Annotated in this window: 30 protein-coding genes and 1 pseudogene; 29 read left to right on the top strand and 2 right to left on the bottom strand. The window is 41.7% G+C overall.

Annotation, left to right across the window (positions count from 1 at the left end; all coding sequences use genetic code 11):
• The first annotated feature begins 1 nt into the window (after nucleotide 1).
• The 4 genes from G5B60_RS10470 (at nucleotide 2) to G5B60_RS10455 (ending at nucleotide 4,878) form a co-directional block, all read left to right on the top strand.
• Nucleotides 2-745, top strand: coding sequence for a 16S rRNA (uracil(1498)-N(3))-methyltransferase (locus G5B60_RS10470; protein WP_164683920.1), 744 nt, complete (start codon nucleotides 2-4; stop codon nucleotides 743-745).
• A gap of 189 nt (nucleotides 746-934) precedes the next feature.
• Nucleotides 935-3,118 (top strand): PTS transporter subunit IIBC, encoded by a 2,184-nt coding sequence (locus G5B60_RS10465; protein WP_164683919.1) that lies wholly within the window; start codon nucleotides 935-937, stop codon nucleotides 3,116-3,118.
• A gap of 125 nt (nucleotides 3,119-3,243) precedes the next feature.
• A complete protein-coding gene (locus tag G5B60_RS10460; RefSeq protein WP_164683918.1) occupies nucleotides 3,244-4,053 on the top strand; it encodes an endonuclease/exonuclease/phosphatase family protein in 810 nt (269 codons plus the stop codon).
• A 12-nt stretch (nucleotides 4,054-4,065) separates the two neighbouring features.
• On the top strand, nucleotides 4,066-4,878 hold the full coding sequence (locus G5B60_RS10455; RefSeq protein ID WP_164683917.1) for an endonuclease/exonuclease/phosphatase family protein: 813 nt from the start codon (nucleotides 4,066-4,068) through the stop codon (nucleotides 4,876-4,878).
• 195 nt (nucleotides 4,879-5,073) lie between these two features.
• Here the strand turns inward: G5B60_RS10455 and G5B60_RS10450 are convergent, their stop codons facing one another.
• Together G5B60_RS10450 and G5B60_RS11810 are read right to left on the bottom strand one after the other, a co-directional pair.
• Nucleotides 5,074-6,237 (bottom strand): tyrosine-type recombinase/integrase, encoded by a 1,164-nt coding sequence (locus G5B60_RS10450; protein WP_164683916.1) that lies wholly within the window; start codon nucleotides 6,235-6,237, stop codon nucleotides 5,074-5,076.
• 349 nt (nucleotides 6,238-6,586) lie between these two features.
• Nucleotides 6,587-6,782, bottom strand: a pseudogene (locus G5B60_RS11810) (helix-turn-helix transcriptional regulator); the annotation flags it as partial.
• 226 nt (nucleotides 6,783-7,008) lie between these two features.
• On the opposite strand from G5B60_RS11810, the gene G5B60_RS10440 reads away from it, so the two are divergent.
• From G5B60_RS10440 to dltD, 25 genes are all read left to right on the top strand, one after another.
• A complete protein-coding gene (locus tag G5B60_RS10440; RefSeq protein WP_164683914.1) occupies nucleotides 7,009-7,197 on the top strand; it encodes a transcriptional regulator in 189 nt (62 codons plus the stop codon).
• Between the two features lie 121 nt (nucleotides 7,198-7,318).
• A complete protein-coding gene (locus tag G5B60_RS10435) occupies nucleotides 7,319-7,831 on the top strand; it encodes a Rha family transcriptional regulator (protein ID WP_164683913.1) in 513 nt (170 codons plus the stop codon).
• Between the two features lie 522 nt (nucleotides 7,832-8,353).
• Complete coding sequence (locus G5B60_RS10430) at nucleotides 8,354-8,506, top strand: hypothetical protein (RefSeq protein WP_164683912.1); 153 nt, start codon at nucleotides 8,354-8,356, stop codon at nucleotides 8,504-8,506.
• Nucleotides 8,507-8,508: 2 nt separating this feature from the next.
• Complete coding sequence (locus G5B60_RS10425; protein ID WP_164683911.1) at nucleotides 8,509-8,685, top strand: CopG family transcriptional regulator; 177 nt, start codon at nucleotides 8,509-8,511, stop codon at nucleotides 8,683-8,685.
• Nucleotides 8,686-8,854: 169 nt separating this feature from the next.
• Nucleotides 8,855-9,475, top strand: a complete 621-nt coding sequence (locus G5B60_RS10420; RefSeq protein WP_164683910.1) for a Rha family transcriptional regulator — start codon at nucleotides 8,855-8,857, stop codon at nucleotides 9,473-9,475.
• A 148-nt stretch (nucleotides 9,476-9,623) separates the two neighbouring features.
• On the top strand, nucleotides 9,624-9,890 hold the full coding sequence (locus G5B60_RS10415; protein ID WP_164683909.1) for a hypothetical protein: 267 nt from the start codon (nucleotides 9,624-9,626) through the stop codon (nucleotides 9,888-9,890).
• Entirely contained in the window at nucleotides 9,883-10,077 is a 195-nt protein-coding gene (locus G5B60_RS10410) for a hypothetical protein (protein WP_164683908.1), read from the top strand. The genes G5B60_RS10415 and G5B60_RS10410 overlap by 8 nt, the downstream gene beginning before the upstream one ends.
• A gap of 11 nt (nucleotides 10,078-10,088) precedes the next feature.
• A complete protein-coding gene (locus G5B60_RS10405) occupies nucleotides 10,089-10,355 on the top strand; it encodes a DNA-binding protein (protein WP_164683907.1) in 267 nt (88 codons plus the stop codon).
• A 15-nt stretch (nucleotides 10,356-10,370) separates the two neighbouring features.
• Nucleotides 10,371-11,225 carry a DnaD domain protein gene (locus G5B60_RS10400; RefSeq protein WP_164683906.1) on the top strand — a complete coding sequence of 285 codons (855 nt, stop codon included), beginning with the start codon at nucleotides 10,371-10,373 and terminating at the stop codon, nucleotides 11,223-11,225.
• A gap of 16 nt (nucleotides 11,226-11,241) precedes the next feature.
• On the top strand, nucleotides 11,242-12,099 hold the full coding sequence (locus tag G5B60_RS10395; RefSeq protein ID WP_164683905.1) for an ATP-binding protein: 858 nt from the start codon (nucleotides 11,242-11,244) through the stop codon (nucleotides 12,097-12,099).
• Between the two features lie 400 nt (nucleotides 12,100-12,499).
• Nucleotides 12,500-12,700 (top strand): hypothetical protein, encoded by a 201-nt coding sequence (locus G5B60_RS10390; RefSeq protein WP_164683904.1) that lies wholly within the window; start codon nucleotides 12,500-12,502, stop codon nucleotides 12,698-12,700.
• Nucleotide 12,701: 1 nt separating this feature from the next.
• A complete protein-coding gene (locus G5B60_RS10385; protein WP_164683903.1) occupies nucleotides 12,702-12,845 on the top strand; it encodes a hypothetical protein in 144 nt (47 codons plus the stop codon).
• Between the two features lie 124 nt (nucleotides 12,846-12,969).
• The gene (locus tag G5B60_RS10380) at nucleotides 12,970-13,176 is read left to right on the top strand and encodes a hypothetical protein (protein WP_164683902.1); all 207 of its coding nucleotides are present in this window, start codon (nucleotides 12,970-12,972) and stop codon (nucleotides 13,174-13,176) included.
• A gap of 1 nt (nucleotide 13,177) precedes the next feature.
• Nucleotides 13,178-13,642: a hypothetical protein gene (locus G5B60_RS10375; RefSeq protein ID WP_164683901.1), complete on the top strand. Its 465-nt coding sequence runs from the start codon at nucleotides 13,178-13,180 to the stop codon at nucleotides 13,640-13,642.
• Nucleotides 13,639-14,256 carry a hypothetical protein gene (locus G5B60_RS10370; protein WP_164683900.1) on the top strand — a complete coding sequence of 206 codons (618 nt, stop codon included), beginning with the start codon at nucleotides 13,639-13,641 and terminating at the stop codon, nucleotides 14,254-14,256. Before G5B60_RS10375 ends, G5B60_RS10370 begins: the two co-directional genes overlap by 4 nt.
• Nucleotides 14,257-14,885: 629 nt before the next feature.
• On the top strand, nucleotides 14,886-14,963 hold the full coding sequence (locus tag G5B60_RS11805) for a putative holin-like toxin (protein WP_421038995.1): 78 nt from the start codon (nucleotides 14,886-14,888) through the stop codon (nucleotides 14,961-14,963).
• A 1,010-nt stretch (nucleotides 14,964-15,973) separates the two neighbouring features.
• Nucleotides 15,974-16,333 carry a ribonuclease P protein component gene (rnpA, locus tag G5B60_RS10365; RefSeq protein WP_164683899.1) on the top strand — a complete coding sequence of 120 codons (360 nt, stop codon included), beginning with the start codon at nucleotides 15,974-15,976 and terminating at the stop codon, nucleotides 16,331-16,333.
• Nucleotides 16,317-17,132 (top strand): YidC/Oxa1 family membrane protein insertase, encoded by an 816-nt coding sequence (locus G5B60_RS10360; protein ID WP_164683898.1) that lies wholly within the window; start codon nucleotides 16,317-16,319, stop codon nucleotides 17,130-17,132. Before rnpA ends, G5B60_RS10360 begins: the two co-directional genes overlap by 17 nt.
• Before the next feature lie 9 nt (nucleotides 17,133-17,141).
• Entirely contained in the window at nucleotides 17,142-18,071 is a 930-nt protein-coding gene (gene jag / locus G5B60_RS10355) for an RNA-binding cell elongation regulator Jag/EloR (protein ID WP_164683897.1), read from the top strand.
• A gap of 125 nt (nucleotides 18,072-18,196) precedes the next feature.
• Complete coding sequence (rpmH, locus tag G5B60_RS10350) at nucleotides 18,197-18,331, top strand: 50S ribosomal protein L34 (protein WP_000831903.1); 135 nt, start codon at nucleotides 18,197-18,199, stop codon at nucleotides 18,329-18,331.
• A gap of 239 nt (nucleotides 18,332-18,570) precedes the next feature.
• Entirely contained in the window at nucleotides 18,571-18,693 is a 123-nt protein-coding gene (locus tag G5B60_RS10345; RefSeq protein WP_115271280.1) for a teichoic acid D-Ala incorporation-associated protein DltX, read from the top strand.
• A 9-nt stretch (nucleotides 18,694-18,702) separates the two neighbouring features.
• Nucleotides 18,703-20,241, top strand: coding sequence for a D-alanine--poly(phosphoribitol) ligase subunit DltA (dltA, locus tag G5B60_RS10340; RefSeq protein WP_164683896.1), 1,539 nt, complete (start codon nucleotides 18,703-18,705; stop codon nucleotides 20,239-20,241).
• Nucleotides 20,238-21,491: a D-alanyl-lipoteichoic acid biosynthesis protein DltB gene (gene dltB / locus G5B60_RS10335; RefSeq protein ID WP_164683895.1), complete on the top strand. Its 1,254-nt coding sequence runs from the start codon at nucleotides 20,238-20,240 to the stop codon at nucleotides 21,489-21,491. The genes dltA and dltB overlap by 4 nt, the downstream gene beginning before the upstream one ends.
• A gap of 17 nt (nucleotides 21,492-21,508) precedes the next feature.
• Entirely contained in the window at nucleotides 21,509-21,748 is a 240-nt protein-coding gene (gene dltC / locus G5B60_RS10330) for a D-alanine--poly(phosphoribitol) ligase subunit DltC (RefSeq protein WP_115271274.1), read from the top strand.
• Entirely contained in the window at nucleotides 21,741-23,009 is a 1,269-nt protein-coding gene (gene dltD / locus G5B60_RS10325) for a D-alanyl-lipoteichoic acid biosynthesis protein DltD (RefSeq protein ID WP_164683894.1), read from the top strand. Before dltC ends, dltD begins: the two co-directional genes overlap by 8 nt.
• The last annotated feature ends 37 nt before the right edge of the window (nucleotides 23,010-23,046 follow it).

Raw genomic sequence — 23,046 nt, 5'->3', positions numbered from 1 at the left:
CATGCAGCAGTATTTTATCAAGCAGAAGCTAGAAAATCCCATCACCATCACAGACAAGGAAACGCTCAAACACATGTTTGCTGTCATGCGTCTTAGCACAGATGATGAGGTCGTTTTGGTCTTTGAAGATGGTATCAAGCGCCTAGCTAGGGTGGTCGATAGCGAGCGACACCAGTTTGAGCTGGTCAAGGATTTAGATGAAAATGCTGAGCTGCCTGTTGAGGTCACTATTGCTATGGGCTTTCCAAAGGGCGATAAGCTGGACTTAGTCGCTCAAAAAGGGACAGAGCTCGGCATGGCAAGCCTCTGGGCATATCCAGCAGACTGGTCAGTGGTCAAATGGGACAAGAAAAAACTCACCAAACGTCAGGAGAAGCTTGAGAAAATTGTTCAAGGAGCCGCTGAGCAGAGCAAACGCAATCACCTTCCTAGTGTGCAATTCTTTGCAACTAAGGACAATTTTATGCAAGAACTTGCACAATTTGACCTTATTTTGGTGGCTTATGAGGAGTCTGCAAAGGCAGGAGAGCACTCGGCATTTGCGAACGCTCTCCAACAATTAGAAGCAAATAGTAAGGTTCTTTTGATTTTTGGTCCAGAAGGCGGCATTTCTCCTGATGAGATAGCAGCTTACCAAAAAGTAGGTGGTTTGCTGGTTGGCTTAGGACCTCGTATTCTGCGTACGGAAACGGCTCCACTGTATGCTCTATCTGCTATCAGCTACGCTTTAGAACTCAATCGTTAATGTTTATTTAGCCCTTAAAAAGGGCTTTTTTTGATGTTATAAAATCCATTACAAGTCAAAAAATTTAAAAAATAACAATTTTTTACCTCGAAAAGGTTTACAAATTACAAAAATGTGGTAAAATAGTATCAAGAAATGCAAACGGTTGCACAACAATAAACTAGACGCAACCCGAAAAGGAGTTCTATTATGAAACAGTTGTTCAAAAATTTGACCAGCTTTGAATTCTGGCAAAAATTTGGTAAAGCCTTAATGGTCGTTATCGCCGTTATGCCAGCGGCTGGTTTGATGGTTAGTATCGGTAACTCACTACCGCTTATCAATGCTAACTCACAAATTCTTGCAACAGTTGGTAACATCATTGCCCAAATCGGTTGGGGGATTATCAACAACTTGCACATCTTATTTGCACTAGCTATCGGTGGTAGCTGGGCAAAAGAGCGCTCAGGTGGTGCTTTTGCCGCAGGTATTGCCTTTATCTTGATTAACTTGATTACAGGTCACTTCTACGGTGTTAGCGTTGACCAAATCGCTTCAGGTAAAGGTACTGTCCACAATGTCTTTGGTCAAGCAATGCACGTCTCAGACTACTTCATCAACGTGCTTGGTCAACCAGCGCTTAACATGGGTGTCTTTGTTGGTATCATCTCTGGTTTTGTTGGTGCGACAGCTTACAACAAATACTACAACTTCCGTAAACTTCCAGACGCTCTCTCATTCTTCAATGGGAAACGTTTCGTTCCATTCGTTGTTATCCTACGTTCTACAATCGTAGCGCTTGTTCTTGCTATCGTTTGGCCACTTATCCAAGCTGGTATCAACGGCTTTGGTATGTGGATTGCAAGCTCACAAGATACAGCACCATTCTTGGCACCATTCCTATATGGTACGCTAGAGCGTTTGCTTCTTCCATTTGGATTGCACCACATGTTGACAATCCCAATGAACTATACGCAGTTGGGTGGTACTTACACCGTCCTAACAGGAGCTGCAAAAGGGACACAAGTGCTCGGTCAAGACCCATTGTGGCTTGCTTGGGTAACTGACCTTATCAACCTTAAAGGTTCAGGAAACACTGCAGCTTACAATGATCTTTTACATACTGTCACTCCAGCTCGTTTCAAAGTCGGTCAAATGATCGGTGCTTCTGGTATCCTTATGGGACTTACCCTTGCTATGTACCGCAATGTTGATGACGACAAAAAACGTAAATACAAATCTATGTTCCTCTCTGCTGCGGTAGCAACATTCTTGACAGGGGTAACTGAACCTATCGAGTACATGTTCATGTTTGCAGCGCTTCCACTTTATCTTGTTTACGCCGTTGTTCAAGGTTGTGCCTTTGCTATGGCGGATCTCGTTCACTTGCGTGTTCACTCATTTGGTAATATCGAGTTCTTGACTCGTGTGCCAATGGCGATTAAAGCTGGTTTGTTAGGAGATGTCTTGAACTTCATTTGGGTAACAGTCCTCTTTGGTGTTATCATGTACTTCATCTCTAACTTCATGATTAAGAAATTCAACCTTGCAACATCAGGACGTAACGGTAACTACGACGATTCTGACGTTACAACTGACACTGCCACTGCTGGTGTTGACGTTCCTGTTAACTCACAAGTTGTCACTATTATCAACCTTCTTGGTGGTAAAGGAAACATCGCTGACGTTGACGCATGTATGACACGTCTTCGTGTAACGGTTAATGATGTTGAAAAAGTCGGTAGCGAGGACGCATGGAAACGTGCAGGTGCTATGGGACTTATCATCAAAGGTTCAGGTGTCCAAGCGGTTTATGGACCAAAAGCTGACGTTTTGAAATCTGATATCCAAGACCTTCTTGACTCAGGTGTTGACATCCCAACGATTGACCTTGAAAAGGTTGAGGACAAATCTCCTGAAGCTAGCCAATTCAAAGGTGTGAAAGATACTGTTGTCTCTGTATCAGATGGTGAGGTTATCCCTATCACAGCTGTCAAAGACCCAGTCTTCTCACAAAAAATGATGGGTGATGGTTTTGCTGTTGAGCCTGAAAATGGCAATGTCTACGCACCAGTTTCTGGACTTGTCACTAGCGTCTTCCCAACAAAACATGCTCTTGGCTTACTCACAGACAATGGTCTTGAAGTGCTTGTACACGTTGGTCTTGATACCGTTGCGCTAAATGGTGCGCCATTCTCTGCTAAAGTATCAGACGGACAACGTGTTGAAGCAGGTGACTTGCTCCTTGTGGCTGACCTTGACGCCATCAAAGCAGCAGGACGTGAAACAACAATCATCGTTGCCTTTACAAACACTGCTGAAATTAAGAGCGTGACACTCGATAAAGAAGGTAAACAAGCAGCGAAAACACCAGTCGCAACCGTTGAGCTCTAATCATCAAGTGTATAATGAATGTCGAGTCTGGAGCAGTTTGTTCTAGGCTCTTCTTTCTATTTTTAAGTGACGATAGGCCTCTAATGGTGTAGAATAAAAGGTAAATAAATTAGCGAGGACATGACATGACAAAAGTTCTAACTCTCAATACGCATTCTTGGATGGAAGACAATCCCCTAGATAAATTAGCAAAGCTGACAGATGATATCCTAGCAAACGACTATGACCTCATTTGCTTGCAAGAAATCAATCAAGAAATGACCAGTCAAGTCGCAACGAAAGTGCCTAACTATCAAGGACTTGACAGCTCACCGGCTATTCATGTGGACAACTACGCTTTACTACTCGTTTTAGCGCTGTTAGACAAGGGGAAAACCTACTATTGGTCTTGGGCTTATAATCATATCGGCTATGACAAGTACCACGAAGGTGTTGCGATTTTGTCTAAGGAGCCGATTGAAGCCTTTGACATTTTGGTATCGGATGTGGATAAGGAGACGGACTACCATACCCGCAGAGCCTTGGCGGTCAAGACTGAGCTTAATCAAAAGCCTGTTTTAGCGCTCAGCGTTCACCTATCATGGTGGGACAAGGGCTTCCAAGGCGAATGGGCAAAATTAGAAGACGCTTTACTAGCTAAAGACTTGCCCGTTATCATTATGGGAGATTTTAACAACCCTTACGGACACGAGGGCTATCAAATGATACTTGATAGTAAGCTTGGTTTGAAAGATAGCCATGCCGTAGCCAAAGAAACCTCAGGCAGTCATACTATCGAAGCCAATATTGATGGCTGGGAAGGCAATGAACACGACCTGAAAGTGGATTATATCTTTACCAACTTAGATGTCTCTATCAAACGCTCGCAAGTCGTCTTTGATGGGGAAAACTCTCCAGTTCTTAGTGACCATTTTGGTGTTAGCGCCAGCTGGTAGAAGGAGCTCAATATGAAATGTTTGACCTTGAATGCTCATTCGTTTAGGGAAAATCTCCCTCTAAAGCGTTTGTTTGACTTAGCAGAGCACATCCTAGAGGTGGACTACGACATTATCTGTTTACAGGAGATTAACCAACGTCTCGAAACGGCTGTTGCTAGTGACTTAGACCACTTTACAGCGCTGTCTGACTTTCCAAAAGTGCATGAGGACAACTACGCTTTGTACTTGGTCAATTACCTCAAAAAACACGGCAGGACTTACTACTGGTCTTGGGTCTACAATCATATCAGCTATGATGAGTATAATGAAGGGGTCGCCATTTTATCAAAGACACCTTTTGAAGCGCAGGATTTGCTCGTTTCAAACCGAGACGATGAGTATGACTACAACACCAGACGTGTGCTGATTGCTACAACGACTATCGAAAACAAGACCATCACCTTTGTCAATGTTCACTTATCCCAAGAAGGTACAGGCTTTGAGGAAGAGTGGCACCGCCTAGAAAAAGCCCTAGCTCAAAAACCAAAGCCCTATATTCTTTTAGGAAATTTCAATGCAGCTACGCATAGTAAGGGCTACCAGCTCGTCATCAATAGTCCTCTGCATTTGCAAGACTGCCACGCCATCGCAGCTGACAGTAGAGGAGACTTTACAGTGCTTGAGACGCTGAGTGATGGCAATGAGCGTGAGCTTATGATGGATCATGTCTTTGTCAGCCGTGACGTCACGGTCAATACTTCCTACGTATCTTTTGACGGCGGGCATTCGCCGATTGTGAGTGACCACTACGGACTTGCGGTTGATATTAGTTTAGAAGATTAAAACCAGACTTTGTCTGGTTTTTATGAGTTTATCATGAGAAAAGCGCCAGCGGGGCTGTTTTAATGGGAAAAATATGCTATAATGAAAAGAAATAATATTTTTATAGGTTGACGAGGTGTAAAACCTTGATATGAAGCACTTTAGAGCTGTTTTCTAAAGTGCTTTTTTCTGTTTAGTTACCCTTTTAACTACCCTTTACAGATTATTGATGGCTGTTTCATAATTTGAGACAGCTTTTTTAGCGTTGTCTTTGTTTGTGTGCCAGTAGGTGTTTTCTGTCATCATAAGATTAGCGTGCCCTAGTCTGTACTGTACATCTTTGGGGCTGGTGTTGGCGTATAACATCATGGTTGTGTGCGTGTGACGAAAACCGTGAAAGCATACGTTGGTTACTCCAGCAGCCTTAAAATGCTTGTCAAGGCGCTTTCTAAGTTTGGATGCATAGGCGTACTTTTCGGTAAAGACAGAGAACACCACGGTTTCAGAGCGTCCTAGTTGCCAAGATTGCACTTGCTGACGTTTTTTATACTGTTTCAGCATGAGCAAGGTCGCCTTGTCTATGGGAATGTCACGGTATCCCGCTTTAGATTTGGGTGAGTTGACCTCTTGCTGACGGTTGAGCGTTTTGGTAATGCTGATAATACCGTTTTCTAGGTCAATATCAGACCACTCAAGGGCGAGCGCTTCACCGATACGGCAACCAGTGGCTAACAATAGCTTGTACAGGACGACATCAAAGAGGTTTTGATAATTGGATAGGTCGAGCGTGTCCAGATAGTCAAGGAACTGTTTCAGTTCTTTGTTGTCTAGGTACTTGATTTTGGTCTTTTCTTGCTGCTGCTTACGTGGGACGATAACATCATTAGCGGGGTTGTGTCCTATGATTTGCATGGATACGGCATACTTTAGGATACGCTTATTCATGTTGTGCAGCAAGGAATAGTTAGCAAATGCGCCCTTAAGCCCTCTATTTGCCTTGTCAGCCCATTTGTTGACTTGTTGCTGTATGATTGGGGTAGTGAGCTTATCCACCTTATAATCACCAAAAACAGGCAAGAGATGAACCCTTATCAGCCCTTTCATAGATTGGCGGGTGTTGGGCTTGACGGTGTTTTTATAGCTATCCCACCATAAATCAACCAGTTCTTGATAGGTCACAACCGCTATTTTTTTCTTTACGGTTGAGCCGTTGGCGATAAAGTTGTTAATCGCTTCACGAGCCTTTACCTTGCAGGCTTTTTTAGTTGTAGCCGTGACCGTTGTACGAGCTTTCTTGCCAGTCATGGCATCAACGCCGAGATAGACACTAGCACGGTACACGATAGCACCGTTTTTCTTTTTGTATTCTTTGATATTCATGATAAACCTTTCTAAAACATCAGCAGGCAAGCTATGGCTAAAAGGGTTTAAGGTATATCATGGTTAAGGGGTTACGAGAATGCCCTTATTTTGTCGTTTAATTTATCTAGTAGGAATATTAATCAGTCTATATTTTTCCTTTCGCTATGATAAATTCTGTAAAGCATGGCATAGACTATTTCTAAATCTTCCGAAAGTAAATTATCAATTATTTCTTTTGAGGATTCTACAAGGTCATCTCTGCGCTCTGTGCTAGAATATAACTTATGTGCTCCCGTATTACTAAGATAGTCTAGTAACTCTGAAGGACTTAAATGAGCAACATCCCTTGTGATAGCAGTTCTTAACTCTTTATCATTTTCATACCCCAACAGATACCCCACACTGACCCCAAAATAGTCAGCAAGTTGCTGGGCTTTTTCGGATTTAATGTCACGCTCACCGTTTTCCCAAGCTATTATAGTTCTCTTCGTTACCCCCATTTCATCTGCTAGGTTCTTTTGTGTCAAGCTTTTTTCTTTGCGTAGTTCTTTCAATCTATTCATTTTATCAACACCTTTCATCTACGATTATAACACTAATTTTCATTCAAGTATATAAAAAGTGAAATAAAATATCACAAAAAAGTTGACAAATAGTTTATAGTGATATAAAATAACACCATAAACTAAATAATGTGACGTTAAATATCACCTTTTAGTTACAAGCAGACAATCAATCTATTCAACTTTTCACTGTCTGCCTTTATTTTTAGAGAAAGGAGCTATTAACATGCTGATTACAGAAAAGATGGCTGAGCAAGTCAGAGTAAAGCGAGCTATTGAGCGGATGACAGCCAAGGATTTAGCTAAGAAGCTGAACACTACCAACGTTACGCTAAGAAAAGTAGAGCGTGGCGACTATGACGCCCCACGCCGTATCTATAACGCTGTTATGGAATGGCTAGCAGAGGACTATTAGACATTTTTGACTAATAGCTTATGCAGAATTTGCATAAGCGCGTGAACTTGAAAGGTGGTGATTTTATGGTATAGCGGATACAGTGGGAAACAGTAAAACATAGAATAGAGAGGTAAAGAATATGGAACATTTACAAGTTAATTTAGAACAAGCAAAAGTTATTAGTCTAGATAGTCGTCTAGTGGCTGAAATGGCAGGTAAAGAACATTCTAGATTGATGAAAGATATTCGCAGATATAGTGAATATTTGAAGAAGGCAAAATTGCCCGCTACTCAATTTTGGGTAGCAGACAGCTATACCGCTAAAAACGGCAAGACACAGCCTTGTTATCAGATTACTAAAAAAGGGTGTGAGTTTATCCAGCACAAGATGACAGGCGAAAAGGGCGCTATCTTTACCGCTAAGTATATTAATGCTTTTTGGGAGTTAGGCGAACAACAAACGCAATTGCCCTACGCCCCACAAGCCCCACAACCACGTATCAGCGTAGACGCTGAATGTGACTATCTGGACAGACTAGCACAGGCGCTATTAGACGCTGATACTAGAGCGAATAAGCTAACAGAGCTTAGAAAGATGTTTACGTTCGCAACAATGCTGATGGGTGACATTGATTACACTAATCACCGTTGAGTTGTGTCCAAAAATGAACGCAACAAAAAAAGGCTTATCGGAGCTCCCCAACTCAAAAAGCCTTTAAGAAGATATGAAGAAAAAACAAATTAAACAACATTAGCACAGCAGGCAAGCTATGGCTAAAGGGGTTTAATAAAGTCTTTATGCTTATATTCTAGCATAAATTGCTAGAAAAAGATAGTCCTTTGACAATTGAATATGGGTGCGTGGCGAAAGTTTTTTTAAAAAAGCTGTACAAAACCATTGACATAGCGCTGTACATAAGTTATAATAGTTTATGTAAGGTTGAGAAATCTCACAAATCTAGTAGAAAGGAAAAGGTGCTATGAAGCATCGTAAGGAAAAAGAAAAACTCTCCGCAAAAGATAAAGTAGAGTTAGTCGTTGCAGTCACAACGCTGGCTAAACTTGTCTACGATATTGCAAAAGAGTTCTTCTAAAAACCAAAGCGAAACGCAGGGAGCGCAAGCTCCTTGATGGTTTCGTGTACATTGTATCATAGTACTGTAGGGAATGCAACATGACTCAAAAACTGATGTATGTCATTATTGCTTTAACAGTAATGAGCTTTATTGTTTCGCTAACAAATGGTTTTGATTTATCTGATTTATTAAATGATCTAACTATCGTTGGTTTAGCTGTAACTAACATTCTCCAGCAAAAAGAGAAGTAGACATGGCTAAAAAAATGGGGCGACCCTTGAAAGGTAATACCAAGCGAGAAAAACGGCTTACAATTCGAGTAACAGAAGATGAGTTTAGACTTATTGATGATGTTACTAAAAAAACAGGTCTGTCAAAGACAGAGACTGTCCTAAAAGCTGTTAAATTGCTTGATGAAACTTTGAGGTAAAAGAAAAGCCCGAAGCTCTCCACGACCAAATTTTGAGCTTCAGGCAACCACGCACCCATATTTAAAAACAAAATATGAGATACGCTTATATTATAACATGCGTACTCTATTTTGTGAACCAAAAATTACAGAAAGGGAGTGCGCTTTTTGTGTACTCAAAAATAGGAATATGGATTTAGGAATTATTTTACATAACGATACATTAGTCGTTGATAGTTTGACAGTAGCAGATGTTTTCAACAAAGAACATAAGCGAGTTTTGCGAGATATTCGCAAGCGAATTGATGAGCTTGAGAACTTGGAATTTAACGGGGGCAAAATTGCCCCCGTTGCAGAAATCGCATTAGATAGCTATTTTGCGGAAGGTGAGTACACCGACCCTAAGGGTGAAATTCGACCGATTTACTACATGACCCAAAAGGGTTTTACACTTTTAGTTATGGGTTACACTGGCCAGCGAGCGCTTGAATACAAGGTAGCCTATATCGAGCAGTTCGAGCAAATGAAAAAAGTCCTTGCGGGTTACAAGTCGCTAGATGAACCGAATTCTTACCACCTTGTCAATAATATCCGTGAGTGTTTGGCGAGCGCTGAAATCATTATTCAACCAAAAGATGATGAGCTAGGGCGTGATTATTTTGCAATCGGCATCTATGGCTTGCTACGCTACTACGGATATGAAAAAGCTATCTCGCTTTCGTATATCCCTCTATTCGCCCTAAAGTCATGGAGATTGGTTTGGCAACCTTTGAAGAGATTGTCAACTACTGCGCTGTTAAGGATAAGCTAAAACCTGCTTATCTGAAAGCAACCATGCAGGATTGGCATCCGTCAGAAGTTGGGCTATATATGCCGCCTGTATTTGGCGTTTCGGGACTATTGACGGATTAAGAGCAAGAAAAAAGGTTTAATAGATTAGAAAAACGAGAGGTGACAAAATGAAATTACAGGAACTAACGAGTGAAATAGACGTTATCAATGCAGGTTTAGCGGATATTTTGAGCGCTTCGGATATAGTTGAATGCTATATTTTACAGAACCCAAATGATGTAGAAGAATTTAACTATCTAGTTACTAACCGCTCTGGGGTTTATGGTGTTACAAATCTAATTATTGATAGATTGACAGATATACAGAAAAAAACAGCCGATATTTTGGAGCAATTGGAAAAAGCAGGATGGGAACAGGAGGTTTGCAATGATTGATGAACTGAACCTAAGTCCTATGGGTTACCTGGTGTTTTTTGTGGTGGCTATGGTCTTGCTGATAGTCGCAATACGCCGTGAAAGCTATTTTACGCTTGATAGCGAGCCTTTAGAACCTAGGGAGAATTCTAGGGATGAAGTCGTAGGCGCACGCTATGGCGCTGTTATGCAGATTGAGAGACATTAGGAGGGTGAACCATGCAGCTATTATCACAAGAAGCAGAGCTTGAGCTATTAACCAAGATTGATGAACACCTAGCCAAGCGCCTAGAGCTAGCTAAGCAAGATAATGATGACTTTGATTTAATTTCTAGGTCGGAATTACTCCAGAAACTAGATATCAGCTCAACAACGCTAAGAAAATGGGAGATCCAAGGTTTAAAGACTTACCAGTCACCTTTTGAGAATAGCAAGAAAATCTATTATCGAAAAAGTGACGTTTATAACTTTTTGACATTAGATTAGGAGGGATAGAGCAAAGTGCTTATTTTAACCAAAGAAATCAAACAAGCTATGAAATTTTACAAAATGCCCAGAGCGCTTTTTGAAAGTAAAGAATATCAAGGTCTCAGCGTTGGTGCTAGGTCAATGTACATGCTGCTATTTGACAGGTTAGACTTGTCTGTCAAAAACGGCTGGACTGATGAACAAGGTTACACTTATCAGTATTATACGATAGACCAGTTTATGCTTGATTTGAACTGCAGTAATAAAACCGTTGTGAAATTGAAAAAGGAGCTATCAGATTATCAATTACTCAATGAGGTTACTCAAGGGGCAAATAAACCCAACAGACTGTACCTAGGCGTTCCGAAAGACCAACAGGGCGTGAACAATTTACACAATGGGCGTGTAGAAAGTACACAACAGGGCGTGAACAATTTACACAATGGGCGTGTAGAAAGTACACAACAGGGCGTGAACAATTTACACGGAATCAAGACTAATATATCAAGACTAATAAACAAGACTGATATATCAAGAACTACTAATCAAGAAGGAGCCGCTGAAGTTGCCGACAAAAATCCTATTTTTGAAAAACTCAAGGAAGCCTTTGGTGAAATGTCGGTAGGTGGTCGAGTTGTTGAGGAGGTGGAGGACTTGTTAGAAACTCATGGACAGGCTTTAGTGTTATTTGCCCTAGATGAAACTATCTTGAATGCAGGGAAGTCTATTAGGTACACAAGGGCTATTCTTAACAATTGGCAGAGTCGAGGGTTGAGAACCGTTGAGCAGGTCAAACAAAATAAAGCTGACTATCAGCGACAGCAACAGCCTAATCAGCAAGAAGCAGATAATGAACCTTTCGACCCTTTTCCAGACGTTCCATTTTAGAAGGAGGTAACCAGATATGCAACAACCTTTTGAGAATTTAGAACACTTGAAACAGCTAGATGAGCTTTGTCCGATACATGGGGTTAATCTTATCCAGATTGACAGAGAGCTAAAGATGGCAGGTGAGGACAAGCCAAGGAAGCCAGCCCCTTACTGTCCTATATGCGCCAAAGAGTTGATTAAACAAAAGGAGCGCAGTGTTGTTGAAAAAGGTTTTAATGCTAGGGTCTATCAAAAGACTTACAACGTACTCATGCGAGACAGTGTTATCCCAGAAAACTTGAAAGAAGCAACCTTTGAAAACTTTACAACTGAAACGACAGAAGAAAAGCAGATGTTAGACTTTGCCAAGGGGCAGGTACAGAAATATCTTAACGGTATGAACGGCAACACGCTGCTAACAGGCGGTACAGGCATAGGAAAAAGCCACCTTAGCGTTGCAATGGCTAAAGCCTTAAACGAAGGCTTTAAGGAAAAAGGCGAACCTAAAAGGGTGCTGTTTGTGAATTTAACAGAGATTATCAAACGTATCAAGGAGGGTTGGAACTATGGCGGCGGTGCAAGTCTAACAGAGTTTGAAGCTGTGAAATTACTCCAGTCAGTTGATTTTCTGATCATTGATGATTTGGGAGCTAAGAACGCAACTATCAAGCCAAAAAGTGACTGGGAGCAAGATTTTCTATTTGACGTCTTGAATAATCGCAAGAACACCATTATCAACACGAACTTGACAGGGCAGGAATTAAAGCAGGTCTACAATGAGCGGAATTATAGCCGTATCTTAACAGGGCTGGAGGGTAATTCTTTTAAAGCATTTGGTATCAAGGATAAACGGTACTCAATCAATAAACTAAAAGGAGACGGACTTCTATAGGGTTCTGGAGCATGCTTTACTGGAATTTGCTGAAGTGTACAATTACGGTGAATTGCTAACTTTTGACTAGAAAGAGGTACATGATGGTCGAATTATTGAAAACTATACTGCTTTGGATATTTGCTATTAGCGGAGGTGTTATCATTTGCTCATCGGCAGTACTATGGTGTCTGTCGCTCTGGGGAAAACACTTAAGTAAAATTGCTGCTAAAATGCCTAATAAGTAATAATCCAGCAAGTGCTCAACGTGAGAGCTCTAGCAGGTTTGACTCCTGCCTTGCTGTTTGGAGGGCGTGGAAAACTCTCTATAGCAAAAAAACGATGATAATAAACACAAATCGCTTGCTTATATACCTAAAAAAAGGTATAATGTCATTGTAAGGTTGATAAGGAAGACTAAATGATTAAAGAAGTTGAAAAAACCATACAGCAGTTATTTGAGAGCGATGTAACGACTTATCGTATCTCAAAGGAAACAGGGATTAGGATTTCTGTTATTGATGGCTATCGCAACAATACGAGCAAGTTAGAAAACATGACGTTGAAGATTGCTGGTAAGCTATGTGATTATGCTGAAAGATTAAATGACAAGGAGAAATGATATGGAAAATTTTATTTTTTGGGTAGTTATATTTCTTTTATTTGGTTTACCTTGGCTATTCGGTTCAAGTGATGAGCAGGTCAAGGCTAAACGTAATCGTATCATTGCGGATGAGTACAAAAAACGCTATAAAGATAAAAAATGAAGCAAAGTCCTAGTTTAAGCTAGGGCTTTTGTTTTGGGAGAAATATCAGAGGTCACAACAAGCATACAGCGCTATAATAAAGTTATACTTTGAAAGAAATAACACAGCTAAACAGGAGGTCAATATGGAACGATACAGCGGTCAACTTAGCCAACCGGCTACAGTGATTTACAAAGACCACAAGGGCAATGATGAAGCCCTAACCTTTGATAGTTTTGCCGATATTATCGCAGTTGTGAAGTCCTTGAGCGAACAGGGGCGCCCCTGCGAGATACACCAAGGCAACAATATCTACACAAACAGCGATTGGCTGACAGTCAAGGAGGATTAGCATGGCACAAGATAACGTTACGCTTGCTAATGACCCTAAACTAACAGGGAAGAAAGTTTTATTTGATTTCAGTGTTGATTTTTGGGGTGAAGTTGATGAACGCAAAACGATCGCCAAGGTTAGGGAGTTAGTAAAACGTGTACTGGTTTTGGAGTCTATCGCTAGGGGACGGCTTGACGATAAACGGCAGTCGATGAAGGTATTTTATGCTAGGCAGCTACTGAACGAAATCAAAGAAACGATTGAGCTAGCAGACGCCAAAGACGGCAGGTACAAGACAGTGCTGACCTACAATTTTTTTGAAAAGCACAAAGATGTGACCCTAAAAGACTTAAGTTTCAGCATGAAGCACAACATCAGCGAAAGCGACTATTACAGGGTCAGAGACCGTGCTTACTTACGTTTTGCCTATTGGTTTAACGCAGGAGAGTTATTAGTATTTAAGCAAGGAGAAACAGCAAAATGACAGAAGGTATCTTAAAAGAGATTGACAACCTACAGAAAGAACAGACCGCAGTAGCAAAACCTAAAGGAACGCTGCTGGACTTTTTCAAGGGTGAGTTTGACAATATCGAAGCCGTCGGAGCGATTGACGGTAAGAAGGTCTATACCGCAGATAACTATGTAGAGCTCACAAAAATGGAAGCAGAGCGCAAAAAGCAAGGGCTAGAGAAATCACAAGTTGGCTTGAATGCTGTCGTTGTCCCAGAGTTTGGGCGTGATGGTATGTTATTACGCACCCCGAGGGAACGCTACCAAGTTAACGAAGCTATCGCTTTTGCTAACGCCGTTGAGGTCAATAGTGACAATCACACTATCACGCTTGTCCGGGACTATCGAGCTATCCAAGAAAAGCCGTCTGGGCTACTTTATGCGACTGGAGTTGTTGGTTACGTTATCGGTAAAAAAGGCAAAAACTATGCTGTCTTAGATAAAATCATTGTCCCAGAAAAGGACTTTATCAGTGGTTATCACGCACAGCTGAAAGGTGATGACATTAAAATGATGTTTGAAGTTATCGACCAATATGAACAGAGTGGATCAGATACAGGATTAGACCTAGAAGCTCTCTTTGGCTAGTTGGTTTAGAGCAGATTTCTATGATGAGGAGTGGCAGTTAATCACTTCTTTTATTTCTATCCGTCCTTTTCGACCTCCATATCTGCCTATTTTTGTTATCCATAACATCCCTATCCGAACTTTCCGAACTCCGTAGTAACCTTATGCTGAATCCTTACTCTTCAGACTCCATAAGTGATATATACCCGAGATTTCCGACTCCATAAAAAGAAAAAAATAAGTAGCTTTCAAGGTAGATATATGGTATAGTAATAGATGTAACCAACATAGACTTAACTAGTTCTTGTTAGTTATCTTGTATTCATTTCGGACATGTTTTTCGGACATTTCACAAAAGGCTAGGAATTATCCTAGCCTTTTTGTTTTAGAATGCTGTCAGATTGATTTTAAGGGGGTGTTTTGAGCGTTTAATGTTTTTGGTGGGTAAATGTACCCCAAAATAAAAACAGCCCTTAAAACGCAAATATGAGCGCTCTAGGACGTGGGCAAAAAATCTATTGGCAGAGCTAGCAAGCTATGCTATACTAGACCAAGGTAACAAAGTAAAAGGCGGTTCGCCGTGTCTCTAGTTTGGAGGTGGTGCTTATGTATGTAAGACCAAAAATCCAACAGAAAGGAGATAACAGGCGGTGTCTGTTTATGAAACGTTGTCGCTGATGATCGCCTTTGGCGTATTAGTCGCAACAATCATGAGCAATAAAAAATGACATTAAAAAGACCGTCCTAACTTTTAGCAGAGCCAAGGACGGTTATTTTAATAACTAAAATTTTTGGCACGGCTAGCCGTCTTAGACGGCGTTACCGTAGGGGACTGTTAGCAGCAGTTCCCTTTTTCTATCTCCATTGTATCGCTATTTAGGTGTAGTGTCAATTACTTTCAATCAAAATTAAAGGACAGGACAGCATGCAATCTGACGGCTCACAGAGAGCCACAGGAACACGCACAGCGAGCTAAAAAGATAATCATGGGTATTTATACCACCGATACCGTTAAGCGCTGAAAACGGCGAATATAAGCATATTCTGACGGCTGAAAACAAGTGTAGTCAGGGCTACGGTTGTAACGGGTGTACTTATGGGTACGTCCGTTAGGTTTGTAGTTACAGCTACGCCCTCAAGGGGTCTTTGATTTGACGGTACCTTTTAAGGCAGTCGCAAAACACGACATCCCTTTGAATCAAATTTGGCGAGTTGATGAAGTCCTAGAATGGGATGACGGGATAAAACGTCCCAGCATGAGATGACGCCCCAAAATAGGGTGGCATGGGGTCACGTTTCATTACCCCATGCACTGATTTAGTGCGTGAGGTACCAAAACGGTACTCCAGCTTTTTTCCAAAATTGGGAGAAAGTCTAAGGTAACAAAACGCTACCTTAGAAGACAGCTGCAGGTATATTGTACTTGAACAGCCAATAACGTTTTGTTATTGAGTTTTTACTTCACAAAATAGTTAAGCAAAATATGGGATATATGGTATAATGGACATATTGGGAAGTTATCAGGTAATCAAAAAGCACCCCAGAGGGTGCTAGTTGCTTGCCTGCTGAACTCATAAAATTTAATTACCTTTTTGACTACCCTTTTAAATCACCGTACTTATGTTTACTTTGTCTAATTAGGGTGGTTTAAAAGGAAATGTATCCCTTAGTTAGTGGTGGTTTTGGATAGTGTTTATTAAGGAAACAATGAAAAGAAATAGAATATTTGGAGTGAACTGTGAAGAAAACTTATCGTGTAAAGAGTGATAAAGATTTTCAGAAGATATTTCACGAAGGCAAGAGTATTGCCAATCGAAAATTTGTCATTTATCATCTAAAGGTAGAGCAGAAGCACTTTCGTGTGGGATTGTCGGTGAGTAAAAAGTTAGGCAATGCGGTCGTACGCAATCGCATTAAGCGCTCTATTCGCCATATTTTGCAGGAGGTGAAGCCGCAGCTTACAACAGATGACTTTGTGGTGATTGCAAGGTCTGGTGTTGAGCAGTTGGATTATCATGAGATGAAGAAAAATCTCCTGCATGTCTTGAAGTTAGCAGCGATTTATCAGGAAGGTAGAGAAGGTGAAAAAAAACGTTAAACTATTAGGATTAGGAAGCTTAGCACTGTTAGTGCTTTCTGCTTGTGGACGTGGTGATGTTAGCAGTCACTCAAAAGGTGCTTGGGATCAGATTGTCTACGCCTTTGCTAAAGCAATCGAGTGGTTGTCTTTTGGTGGAAGCGTCGCTATTGGGATTATCTTATTTACCATTATTTTGCGGACTGCTTTGATGCCGCTCTTTAGCAAGCAAATGAAGTCCAGCCAAAAGATGCAAGAGTTGCAGCCAAAGCTAAGAGAGTTGCAACGTCAATACTCTGGACGTGACAGCGAGAGCCGTCTCAAGTTGGCAGAAGCGCAGCAGGCGCTTTACAAAGAAAATGGTGTCAGCCTTTACGCTAGCTTCATTCCTTTGCTGATTCAATTGCCGATTTTGTGGGCATTGTACCAAGCGCTGACACGTGTTGCCTTTTTGCGTGAGGGGACTTTTTTGTGGCTTGACCTTGCAAAGCCAGACCCTTACTTTATCCTACCTCTTTTAGCGGCTTTGTTTACATTCTTGTCCACTTGGCTAACCAATAAAGCAGCGCCAGAGAAAAATCCAATGATGAGCGTCATGACCTATGGCTTTCCAATTATGATTTTTATTTTTGGGGTGAACTTTGCCAGCGGTGTGGCTCTCTACTGGACAGTATCCAATGCCTTTCAAGTCTTTCAAATCATGTTGCTCAATAACCCTTTTAAAATTATTGAAGCACGTGAAGCAGCAGCTAGAGAGGAAAAAGAGCGTAAGGCACGTATCCGTCGTGCCCAGAAAAAAGCACATAAAAAGCGGAAATAAGGAGTTATTATGGTAGTATTTACAGGGCGAACGGTAGAAGAGGCTATCTCAAAAGGTCTTGATGAGCTGGGACTGACTCGCCTAAAAGTGCATATCCGTGTGATTTCACGTGAGAAAAAGGGATTTTTAGGTTTTGGAAAAAGACCTGCTCAAGTTGATATCGAAAGTTTAGAGCTTGAAAAGACTGCTAAAACGTCCTCAGTGACACGTCACAAGGTGACAAGTATTACAGAGCGTCTAAACCGTGACATGATGCAACAAAGTGAGTCTGTGACAATTGTAGACACCAGTAACGAACCCGCCTCTGCTAAAAGCGAGGCGGCTGCCAAAGAAGAGCTAGAACCTGAAGTTAAAGAGGTAAAAGAGGAGCTAACGGCTTCTAGCAAACCTCTGGAGGACGAGCCAGCTCCTTTGGCAGATGATAGTTTTGAGGCTTTTGTAGCGACAGCTTTTGACAATAACAAAGACGAAGCGCAAACTATAGACATCACAGAAGCAGCAACTCAGGTCAAAAACTATGTGGAGCGCATTATCTACGAGATGGACTTGGAAGCTAGCATTGAGACAACTACCAAGCGCCGTCAAATCAATTTGCAGATTGAAACACCAGAGCCTGGTCGTATTATCGGCTATCATGGCAAGGTTTTAAAATCGCTCCAGTTGTTAGCGCAGAATTATCTGTATGACCATTATTCAAAGGCTTTTTCGGTGTCGGTCAATGTCCATGATTATGTGGAACATCGCACAGAAACCCTGATTGACTTTAGTCAAAAGATTGCCAGCCGTGTGCTAGCCAGTGGTCAAGATTTTAGGATGGATCCGATGAGTAACAGCGAGCGCAAGATTGTCCACAAAGCCATTTCGCATATTGATGGCGTGGATAGCTACTCTGAAGGTAGCGATCCAAATCGCTACGTTGTGGTCACTGTGAAAAACTAATGAGCTTATCCTCAAAAAGCACTTGACAAGTAAACAACAGATGATGTAAAATAATATGGTATGTTTAGTAACTGATCAAATATAGCCGGCTAAACGAATACGAAATCTATGAGGAGGTACTAAAAGTGAAACGTACTTATCAACCAAGTAAGATCCGTCGTCAACGTAAACACGGATTCCGTCACCGTATGTCAACTAAGAACGGACGTCGTGTGCTTGCAAGCCGTCGTCGTAAAGGACGTAAAGTATTGTCAGCTTAATCAGACGATTTATAAGAGGAAAGCCAACAGGAACTCGAGACTGTTGGCTTTTTTTGCATTCCAAGTGATTATTTATGGAAGCTGTCGGTTTTTTCTTGTATTCTTGGTGTAATCATAGTACAATAATATGAGAAAATGTAGAGGTTTCCCTCTTGTTTTATTAGCGTTAAGAAAGAAAGCCCTTTAGTTTTCTATTTTTAAAATGTAAGGGCTTAATACAATTTGAGAGAAGGTACAGGATGAATAAGCATCTTCAATTTTTACTAAAAACGCTGTTTTTCTTTGTTATCTTTGTAATGTTACTCTACTTTTTTAGCTACCTTGGTCGTGGTCAGGGAAGTTTTATCTACAATGAATTCTAGGAGTTGTCTATGATACGAGATATGATTGAAACGATTGATGGGTTTGCCCTCAAGCAGCCTGATTTCCCTGTCTATGACATTTTGGGAAAGACTTATAGTTATGCGCAGCTAAAAAGTGACTCTGACAGTTTGGCTTCTTATATCGATAGTCTAGCTTTAGCAGCAAAGTCGCCGATTCTTGTCTTTGGTGGGCAGGAGTATGAGATGTTAGCAACTTTCGTTGGAGCGACAAAGTCTGGTCATGCTTACATCCCTGTTGACCAGCATTCGGCGCTTGACCGTGTTGAGGCGATTGTTGCCATTGCACAGCCTAGTCTTGTGATTAGTGTCGGGGACTTTCCGCTGGAGCTGTCAGATGTCGAGGTGATTGACCTAGCGCAATTGCACTCTATCTTTGAGAAGAAGAGCTCTTACAGCTTGACACACCCTGTCAAGGGAGATGATAATTACTATATTATCTTTACCTCTGGGACAACTGGTCAGCCTAAGGGCGTGCAAATCTCGCATGACAATCTTTTGAGCTTTACCAACTGGATGATTGGTCAGGAGACTTTCTCAGTTCCAGAACGTCCTCAAATGCTAGCGCAGCCGCCTTATTCCTTTGACTTGTCTGTCATGTACTGGGCGCCCACGCTTGCCATGGGTGGTACACTCTACGCTCTGCCAAAGGAAATCATCGGTGATTTCAAAAAGCTCTTTACAACCATTGCGAGCTTGCCTATCCAAGTCTGGACATCAACACCGTCATTTGCTGATATGGCATTGCTCTCAGATACTTTCTCTGAGGAGCATTTACCAAAACTCACGCATTTTTACTTTGATGGTGAGGAGTTGACGGTTAAGACCGCTAAGAAATTGCGTCAGCGTTTCCCACATGCCCGCATTGTCAATGCCTACGGTCCAACAGAAGCGACAGTTGCCTTGTCAGCAGTTGCTATCACAGACGATATGCTAGAAGACTACAAGCGTCTGCCGATTGGTTATCCGAAACCAGACTCGCCAACCTTTATCGTGGATGATGGGGGTGAGGTTGTCGCAAACGGACAGCAAGGTGAAATTATCGTCACAGGTCCAGCTGTATCAAAGGGCTATCTCAACAATCCCGAAAAGACAGCAGAAGCCTTCTTTACTTTCAAGGGGCAACCTGCTTACCATACGGGTGACTTGGGGCAAATGACCGACGAGGGGCTTTTGCTTTATGGTGGTCGCAAGGACTTTCAGATTAAGTTTAACGGCTACCGTATCGAGCTAGAAGACGTAGCACAAAACTTGCTAAAATCTTGCTATGTTGAGTCAGCCGTTGCCGTTCCTCGCTACAATAAAGATCACAAAGTGCAAAATCTTTTGGCTTACATCGTCTTAAAAGCAGGTGTCCGTGAGCAGTTTGAGCGTGACTTGGATGTTACCAAGGCGATAAAAGAGGAACTCAAAGAAATCATGATGGACTACATGATGCCATCCAAATTCCTCTATAAAGACGAGTTGCCGATGACACCAAATGGTAAGATTGACATTAAACGCTTGATAAGTGAGGTCAATCGTTCATGATGCAATTTTGGAATGCTCTTCCTCACATGGAGGTTTATGGTAATCCGCAGTATTTCTTTTATCTTCTACTAGCGGTGTTGCCGATTTTCATAGGACTCTTTTTTAAAAAGCGTTTTCCTATCTACGAGGCGCTATTTAGCTTTTCCTTTATCATCTTGATGTTGACAGGCAAGGGGCAGTTGCAACTCAAATCACTACTAGCCTATGTCATTTGGGAGACGATTCTGGTCTTTTCTTACAAGATTTACAGACGTAACCACAATAATAAATGGCTCTTTTACCTGTGGTGTCTCTTGTCTGTCTTGCCTCTTGCTTTTGTCAAGGTGGCGCCGATTATAGCAGCCAATCAGAGCTTGTTTGGTTTCCTGGGAATTTCCTATCTGACTTTCCGTGCGGTGGGGATGATTATTGAGATGCGTGACGGGGTGCTAACGGAGTTTACGCTTTGGCAGTTTTTACGCTTTTTGATGTTTCTGCCGACTTTCTCCAGTGGTCCGATTGATCGCTTTAAGCGTTTCAACGATGATTATGAGAATATCCCAGAGCGTGATGAGTTGCTTGATATGCTGGAGAAGTCTATCTGGTATCTCATGCTAGGTTTTCTCTATAAGTTTATCATTGCTTATTTCTTTGGGCAGGTGCTTTTACCACCACTCAAAGAGCTTGCTCTAGCGCACGGTGGGATTATCAACCTCCCGACCATAGGTGTCATGTATGCTTTTGGGCTTGACCTCTTCTTTGACTTTGCAGGCTATACCCTTTTTGCGCTAGCCGTGTCCAATCTCATGGGAATCAAGAGTCCGATAAACTTTAACAAACCCTTTATCTCACATGACCTCAAGGAATTTTGGAACCGTTGGCACATGAGTTTGTCTTTTTGGTTCCGTGACTTTGTGTTCATGCGCTTGGTAAAGGTCTTGGTCAAAAATAAAGTCTTTAAAAACCGTAATACCACATCCAGTGTCGCTTATTTGGTTAATATGCTTCTTATGGGCTTTTGGCACGGTGTGACTTGGTATTACATTGCTTACGGGCTGTTTCACGGTATCGGTCTTATTATCAACGATGCTTGGCTACGTAAGAAGAAAAAAATCAATAAAGAACGAAAAGCCGCAGGCAAGCCTAATCTTCCTGAAAATCGATTCACAAGAGCCTTGAGTATTGTCATCACGTTTAACGTCGTGATGGTGTCATTCTTACTATTTTCAGGCTTTTTAGACCAACTGTGGTTTCCAAAACATCCACAATAACATAAAGGAGTAAACAAATGGATATTAAATCAGAAGTTATTGACATTATTGACGAGCTTTTCATGGAAGATGTTTCTGACATGATGGATGAGGATTTGTTTGACGCTGGCGTGCTTGATAGCATGGGAACAGTTGAGTTGATTGTTGAGATTGAGAGTCGCTTTGACATCACCGTTCCAGTGTCTGAATTTGGACGTGACGACTGGAACACCGCCAACAAGATTGTCGCTGGGATAGCGGAGTTGCGCAATGCTTAGGCGTCTTTGGCAGATTTTAGGACCTGTCATTTGCGCTGCCCTTTTACTTGTAGCGCTACTTGCCATCTATCCTAATAAGCTAAAGCACTCTGCCGAGGAAGAAAAAAATGACGCTGTGGCGCTGACTCACATCAGCTTCAAGAGTCGAGCAAAAAAAATCCGAGCGCTGAGCGATAAAAGCCAGAACTTTGTGCCTTTTTTTGGCTCTAGTGAGTGGAATCGTATGGACAGTTTTCACCCGTCCATGCTGGCAGAAGCCTATAATCGCAGCTACACGCCATATTTGCTAGGGCAAAAAGGTGCGGCGTCTCTGACGCAATATTTTGGCATGCAACAGATTACCAGCCAAATGACTAATAAAAAAGCGGTCTACTTTATCTCACCTCAATGGTTTGTCAAAAACGGCGCTAATGCGTCCGCTTTTCAGAATTATTTTTCAAGCGACCAGATGATTAGTTTCTTGGAAAATCAAACGGGAACAGTCTACGACCAATACGCCGCTAAGCGCTTTTTGAAGCTCTATCCAAAAGGAACACTTCACCAGCTGGCTGAAAAGGTAGCAAAGGGTGAGTCTCTGTCGAGCTTTGATGAGGGAATTTTGAGCTTCAAGCGTTTTCTAGCGCTTAAAGAGGACGCTCTCTTTAGCCAGTTGTCGTTTTCAAATTCTTATGAGGACAAGATTGTCAAAAAAGCTAGCAAACTGCCACAGCCTTTCTCTTATCAAACCTTAGGGGAGCTTGCGACTAGCACAGCTAAAAAGGCAACAACCAACAATCCTTTTAACATTGATAACAACTTTTACACACAGCGTGTGAGTTTTCAGATTAAGCACCTCAAGGGAGCACAGAAAAAGATTTCTTATCTTAAATCTCCTGAGTACAACGACTTACAGCTGGTTTTGAGCCAGTTTGCTAAAAGCAAGACGCAGGTTATCTTTGTCATTCCACCGGTCAATAGCAAGTGGATTGCCTACACGGGGCTTAGTGAGGACATGTACCAAAAGGCTGTTGCCAAGATTAAGTATCAGCTAGAGAGTCAAGGTTTTACCAATATCGCTGACTTTTCAAAAGACGGTGATAAAGCCTACTTCATGCAGGATACTATTCACATGGGTTGGAACGGTTGGCTCGCTTTTGACAAAGCAGTTGCGCCATTTCTCGAAGAAAAGCAAGCCACACCACACTATCACCTAAACAACACCTTTTTATCAAAATCTTGGGCAAACTACACCGGTCAACCGCAAGATTTTACAAGTAAATAACTTAAAAACAGAAATCTTAGGATTTCTGTTTTTGCAT

The sequence above is a fragment of the Streptococcus hyointestinalis genome (assembly GCF_011039275.1).
Taxonomy (GTDB): domain Bacteria; phylum Bacillota; class Bacilli; order Lactobacillales; family Streptococcaceae; genus Streptococcus; species Streptococcus hyointestinalis_A.
This window is presented reverse-complemented; position numbering and strand designations above follow the sequence as displayed.

Excerpts from the sequence above, each read along its gene's own strand:
- dltB (WP_164683895.1), top strand. The coding sequence starts at position 20,238 with ATGATGCAATTTTGGAATGCTCTTCCTCACATGGAGGTTTATGGTAAT.
- G5B60_RS10430 (WP_164683912.1), top strand. The coding sequence starts at position 8,354 with ATGACTCAAAAACTGATGTATGTCATTATTGCTTTAACAGTAATGAGC.
- jag (WP_164683897.1), top strand. The coding sequence starts at position 17,142 with ATGGTAGTATTTACAGGGCGAACGGTAGAAGAGGCTATCTCAAAAGGT.
- G5B60_RS10390 (WP_164683904.1), top strand. The coding sequence starts at position 12,500 with ATGATTAAAGAAGTTGAAAAAACCATACAGCAGTTATTTGAGAGCGAT.
- G5B60_RS10450 (WP_164683916.1), bottom strand. The coding sequence starts at position 6,237 with ATGAATATCAAAGAATACAAAAAGAAAAACGGTGCTATCGTGTACCGT.
- G5B60_RS10415 (WP_164683909.1), top strand. The coding sequence starts at position 9,624 with ATGAAATTACAGGAACTAACGAGTGAAATAGACGTTATCAATGCAGGT.
- G5B60_RS10435 (WP_164683913.1), top strand. The coding sequence starts at position 7,319 with ATGGAACATTTACAAGTTAATTTAGAACAAGCAAAAGTTATTAGTCTA.
- G5B60_RS10345 (WP_115271280.1), top strand. The coding sequence starts at position 18,571 with ATGAATAAGCATCTTCAATTTTTACTAAAAACGCTGTTTTTCTTTGTT.
- G5B60_RS10375 (WP_164683901.1), top strand. The coding sequence starts at position 13,178 with ATGGCACAAGATAACGTTACGCTTGCTAATGACCCTAAACTAACAGGG.
- dltD (WP_164683894.1), top strand. The coding sequence starts at position 21,741 with ATGCTTAGGCGTCTTTGGCAGATTTTAGGACCTGTCATTTGCGCTGCC.
- G5B60_RS10460 (WP_164683918.1), top strand. The coding sequence starts at position 3,244 with ATGACAAAAGTTCTAACTCTCAATACGCATTCTTGGATGGAAGACAAT.
- G5B60_RS10440 (WP_164683914.1), top strand. The coding sequence starts at position 7,009 with ATGCTGATTACAGAAAAGATGGCTGAGCAAGTCAGAGTAAAGCGAGCT.
- G5B60_RS10425 (WP_164683911.1), top strand. The coding sequence starts at position 8,509 with ATGGCTAAAAAAATGGGGCGACCCTTGAAAGGTAATACCAAGCGAGAA.
- G5B60_RS10380 (WP_164683902.1), top strand. The coding sequence starts at position 12,970 with ATGGAACGATACAGCGGTCAACTTAGCCAACCGGCTACAGTGATTTAC.
- G5B60_RS10465 (WP_164683919.1), top strand. The coding sequence starts at position 935 with ATGAAACAGTTGTTCAAAAATTTGACCAGCTTTGAATTCTGGCAAAAA.
- dltA (WP_164683896.1), top strand. The coding sequence starts at position 18,703 with ATGATACGAGATATGATTGAAACGATTGATGGGTTTGCCCTCAAGCAG.
- G5B60_RS10455 (WP_164683917.1), top strand. The coding sequence starts at position 4,066 with ATGAAATGTTTGACCTTGAATGCTCATTCGTTTAGGGAAAATCTCCCT.
- G5B60_RS10410 (WP_164683908.1), top strand. The coding sequence starts at position 9,883 with ATGATTGATGAACTGAACCTAAGTCCTATGGGTTACCTGGTGTTTTTT.
- G5B60_RS10420 (WP_164683910.1), top strand. The coding sequence starts at position 8,855 with ATGGATTTAGGAATTATTTTACATAACGATACATTAGTCGTTGATAGT.
- G5B60_RS10395 (WP_164683905.1), top strand. The coding sequence starts at position 11,242 with ATGCAACAACCTTTTGAGAATTTAGAACACTTGAAACAGCTAGATGAG.
- G5B60_RS10370 (WP_164683900.1), top strand. The coding sequence starts at position 13,639 with ATGACAGAAGGTATCTTAAAAGAGATTGACAACCTACAGAAAGAACAG.
- G5B60_RS10470 (WP_164683920.1), top strand. The coding sequence starts at position 2 with ATGCAGCAGTATTTTATCAAGCAGAAGCTAGAAAATCCCATCACCATC.
- G5B60_RS10385 (WP_164683903.1), top strand. The coding sequence starts at position 12,702 with ATGGAAAATTTTATTTTTTGGGTAGTTATATTTCTTTTATTTGGTTTA.
- G5B60_RS10405 (WP_164683907.1), top strand. The coding sequence starts at position 10,089 with ATGCAGCTATTATCACAAGAAGCAGAGCTTGAGCTATTAACCAAGATT.
- dltC (WP_115271274.1), top strand. The coding sequence starts at position 21,509 with ATGGATATTAAATCAGAAGTTATTGACATTATTGACGAGCTTTTCATG.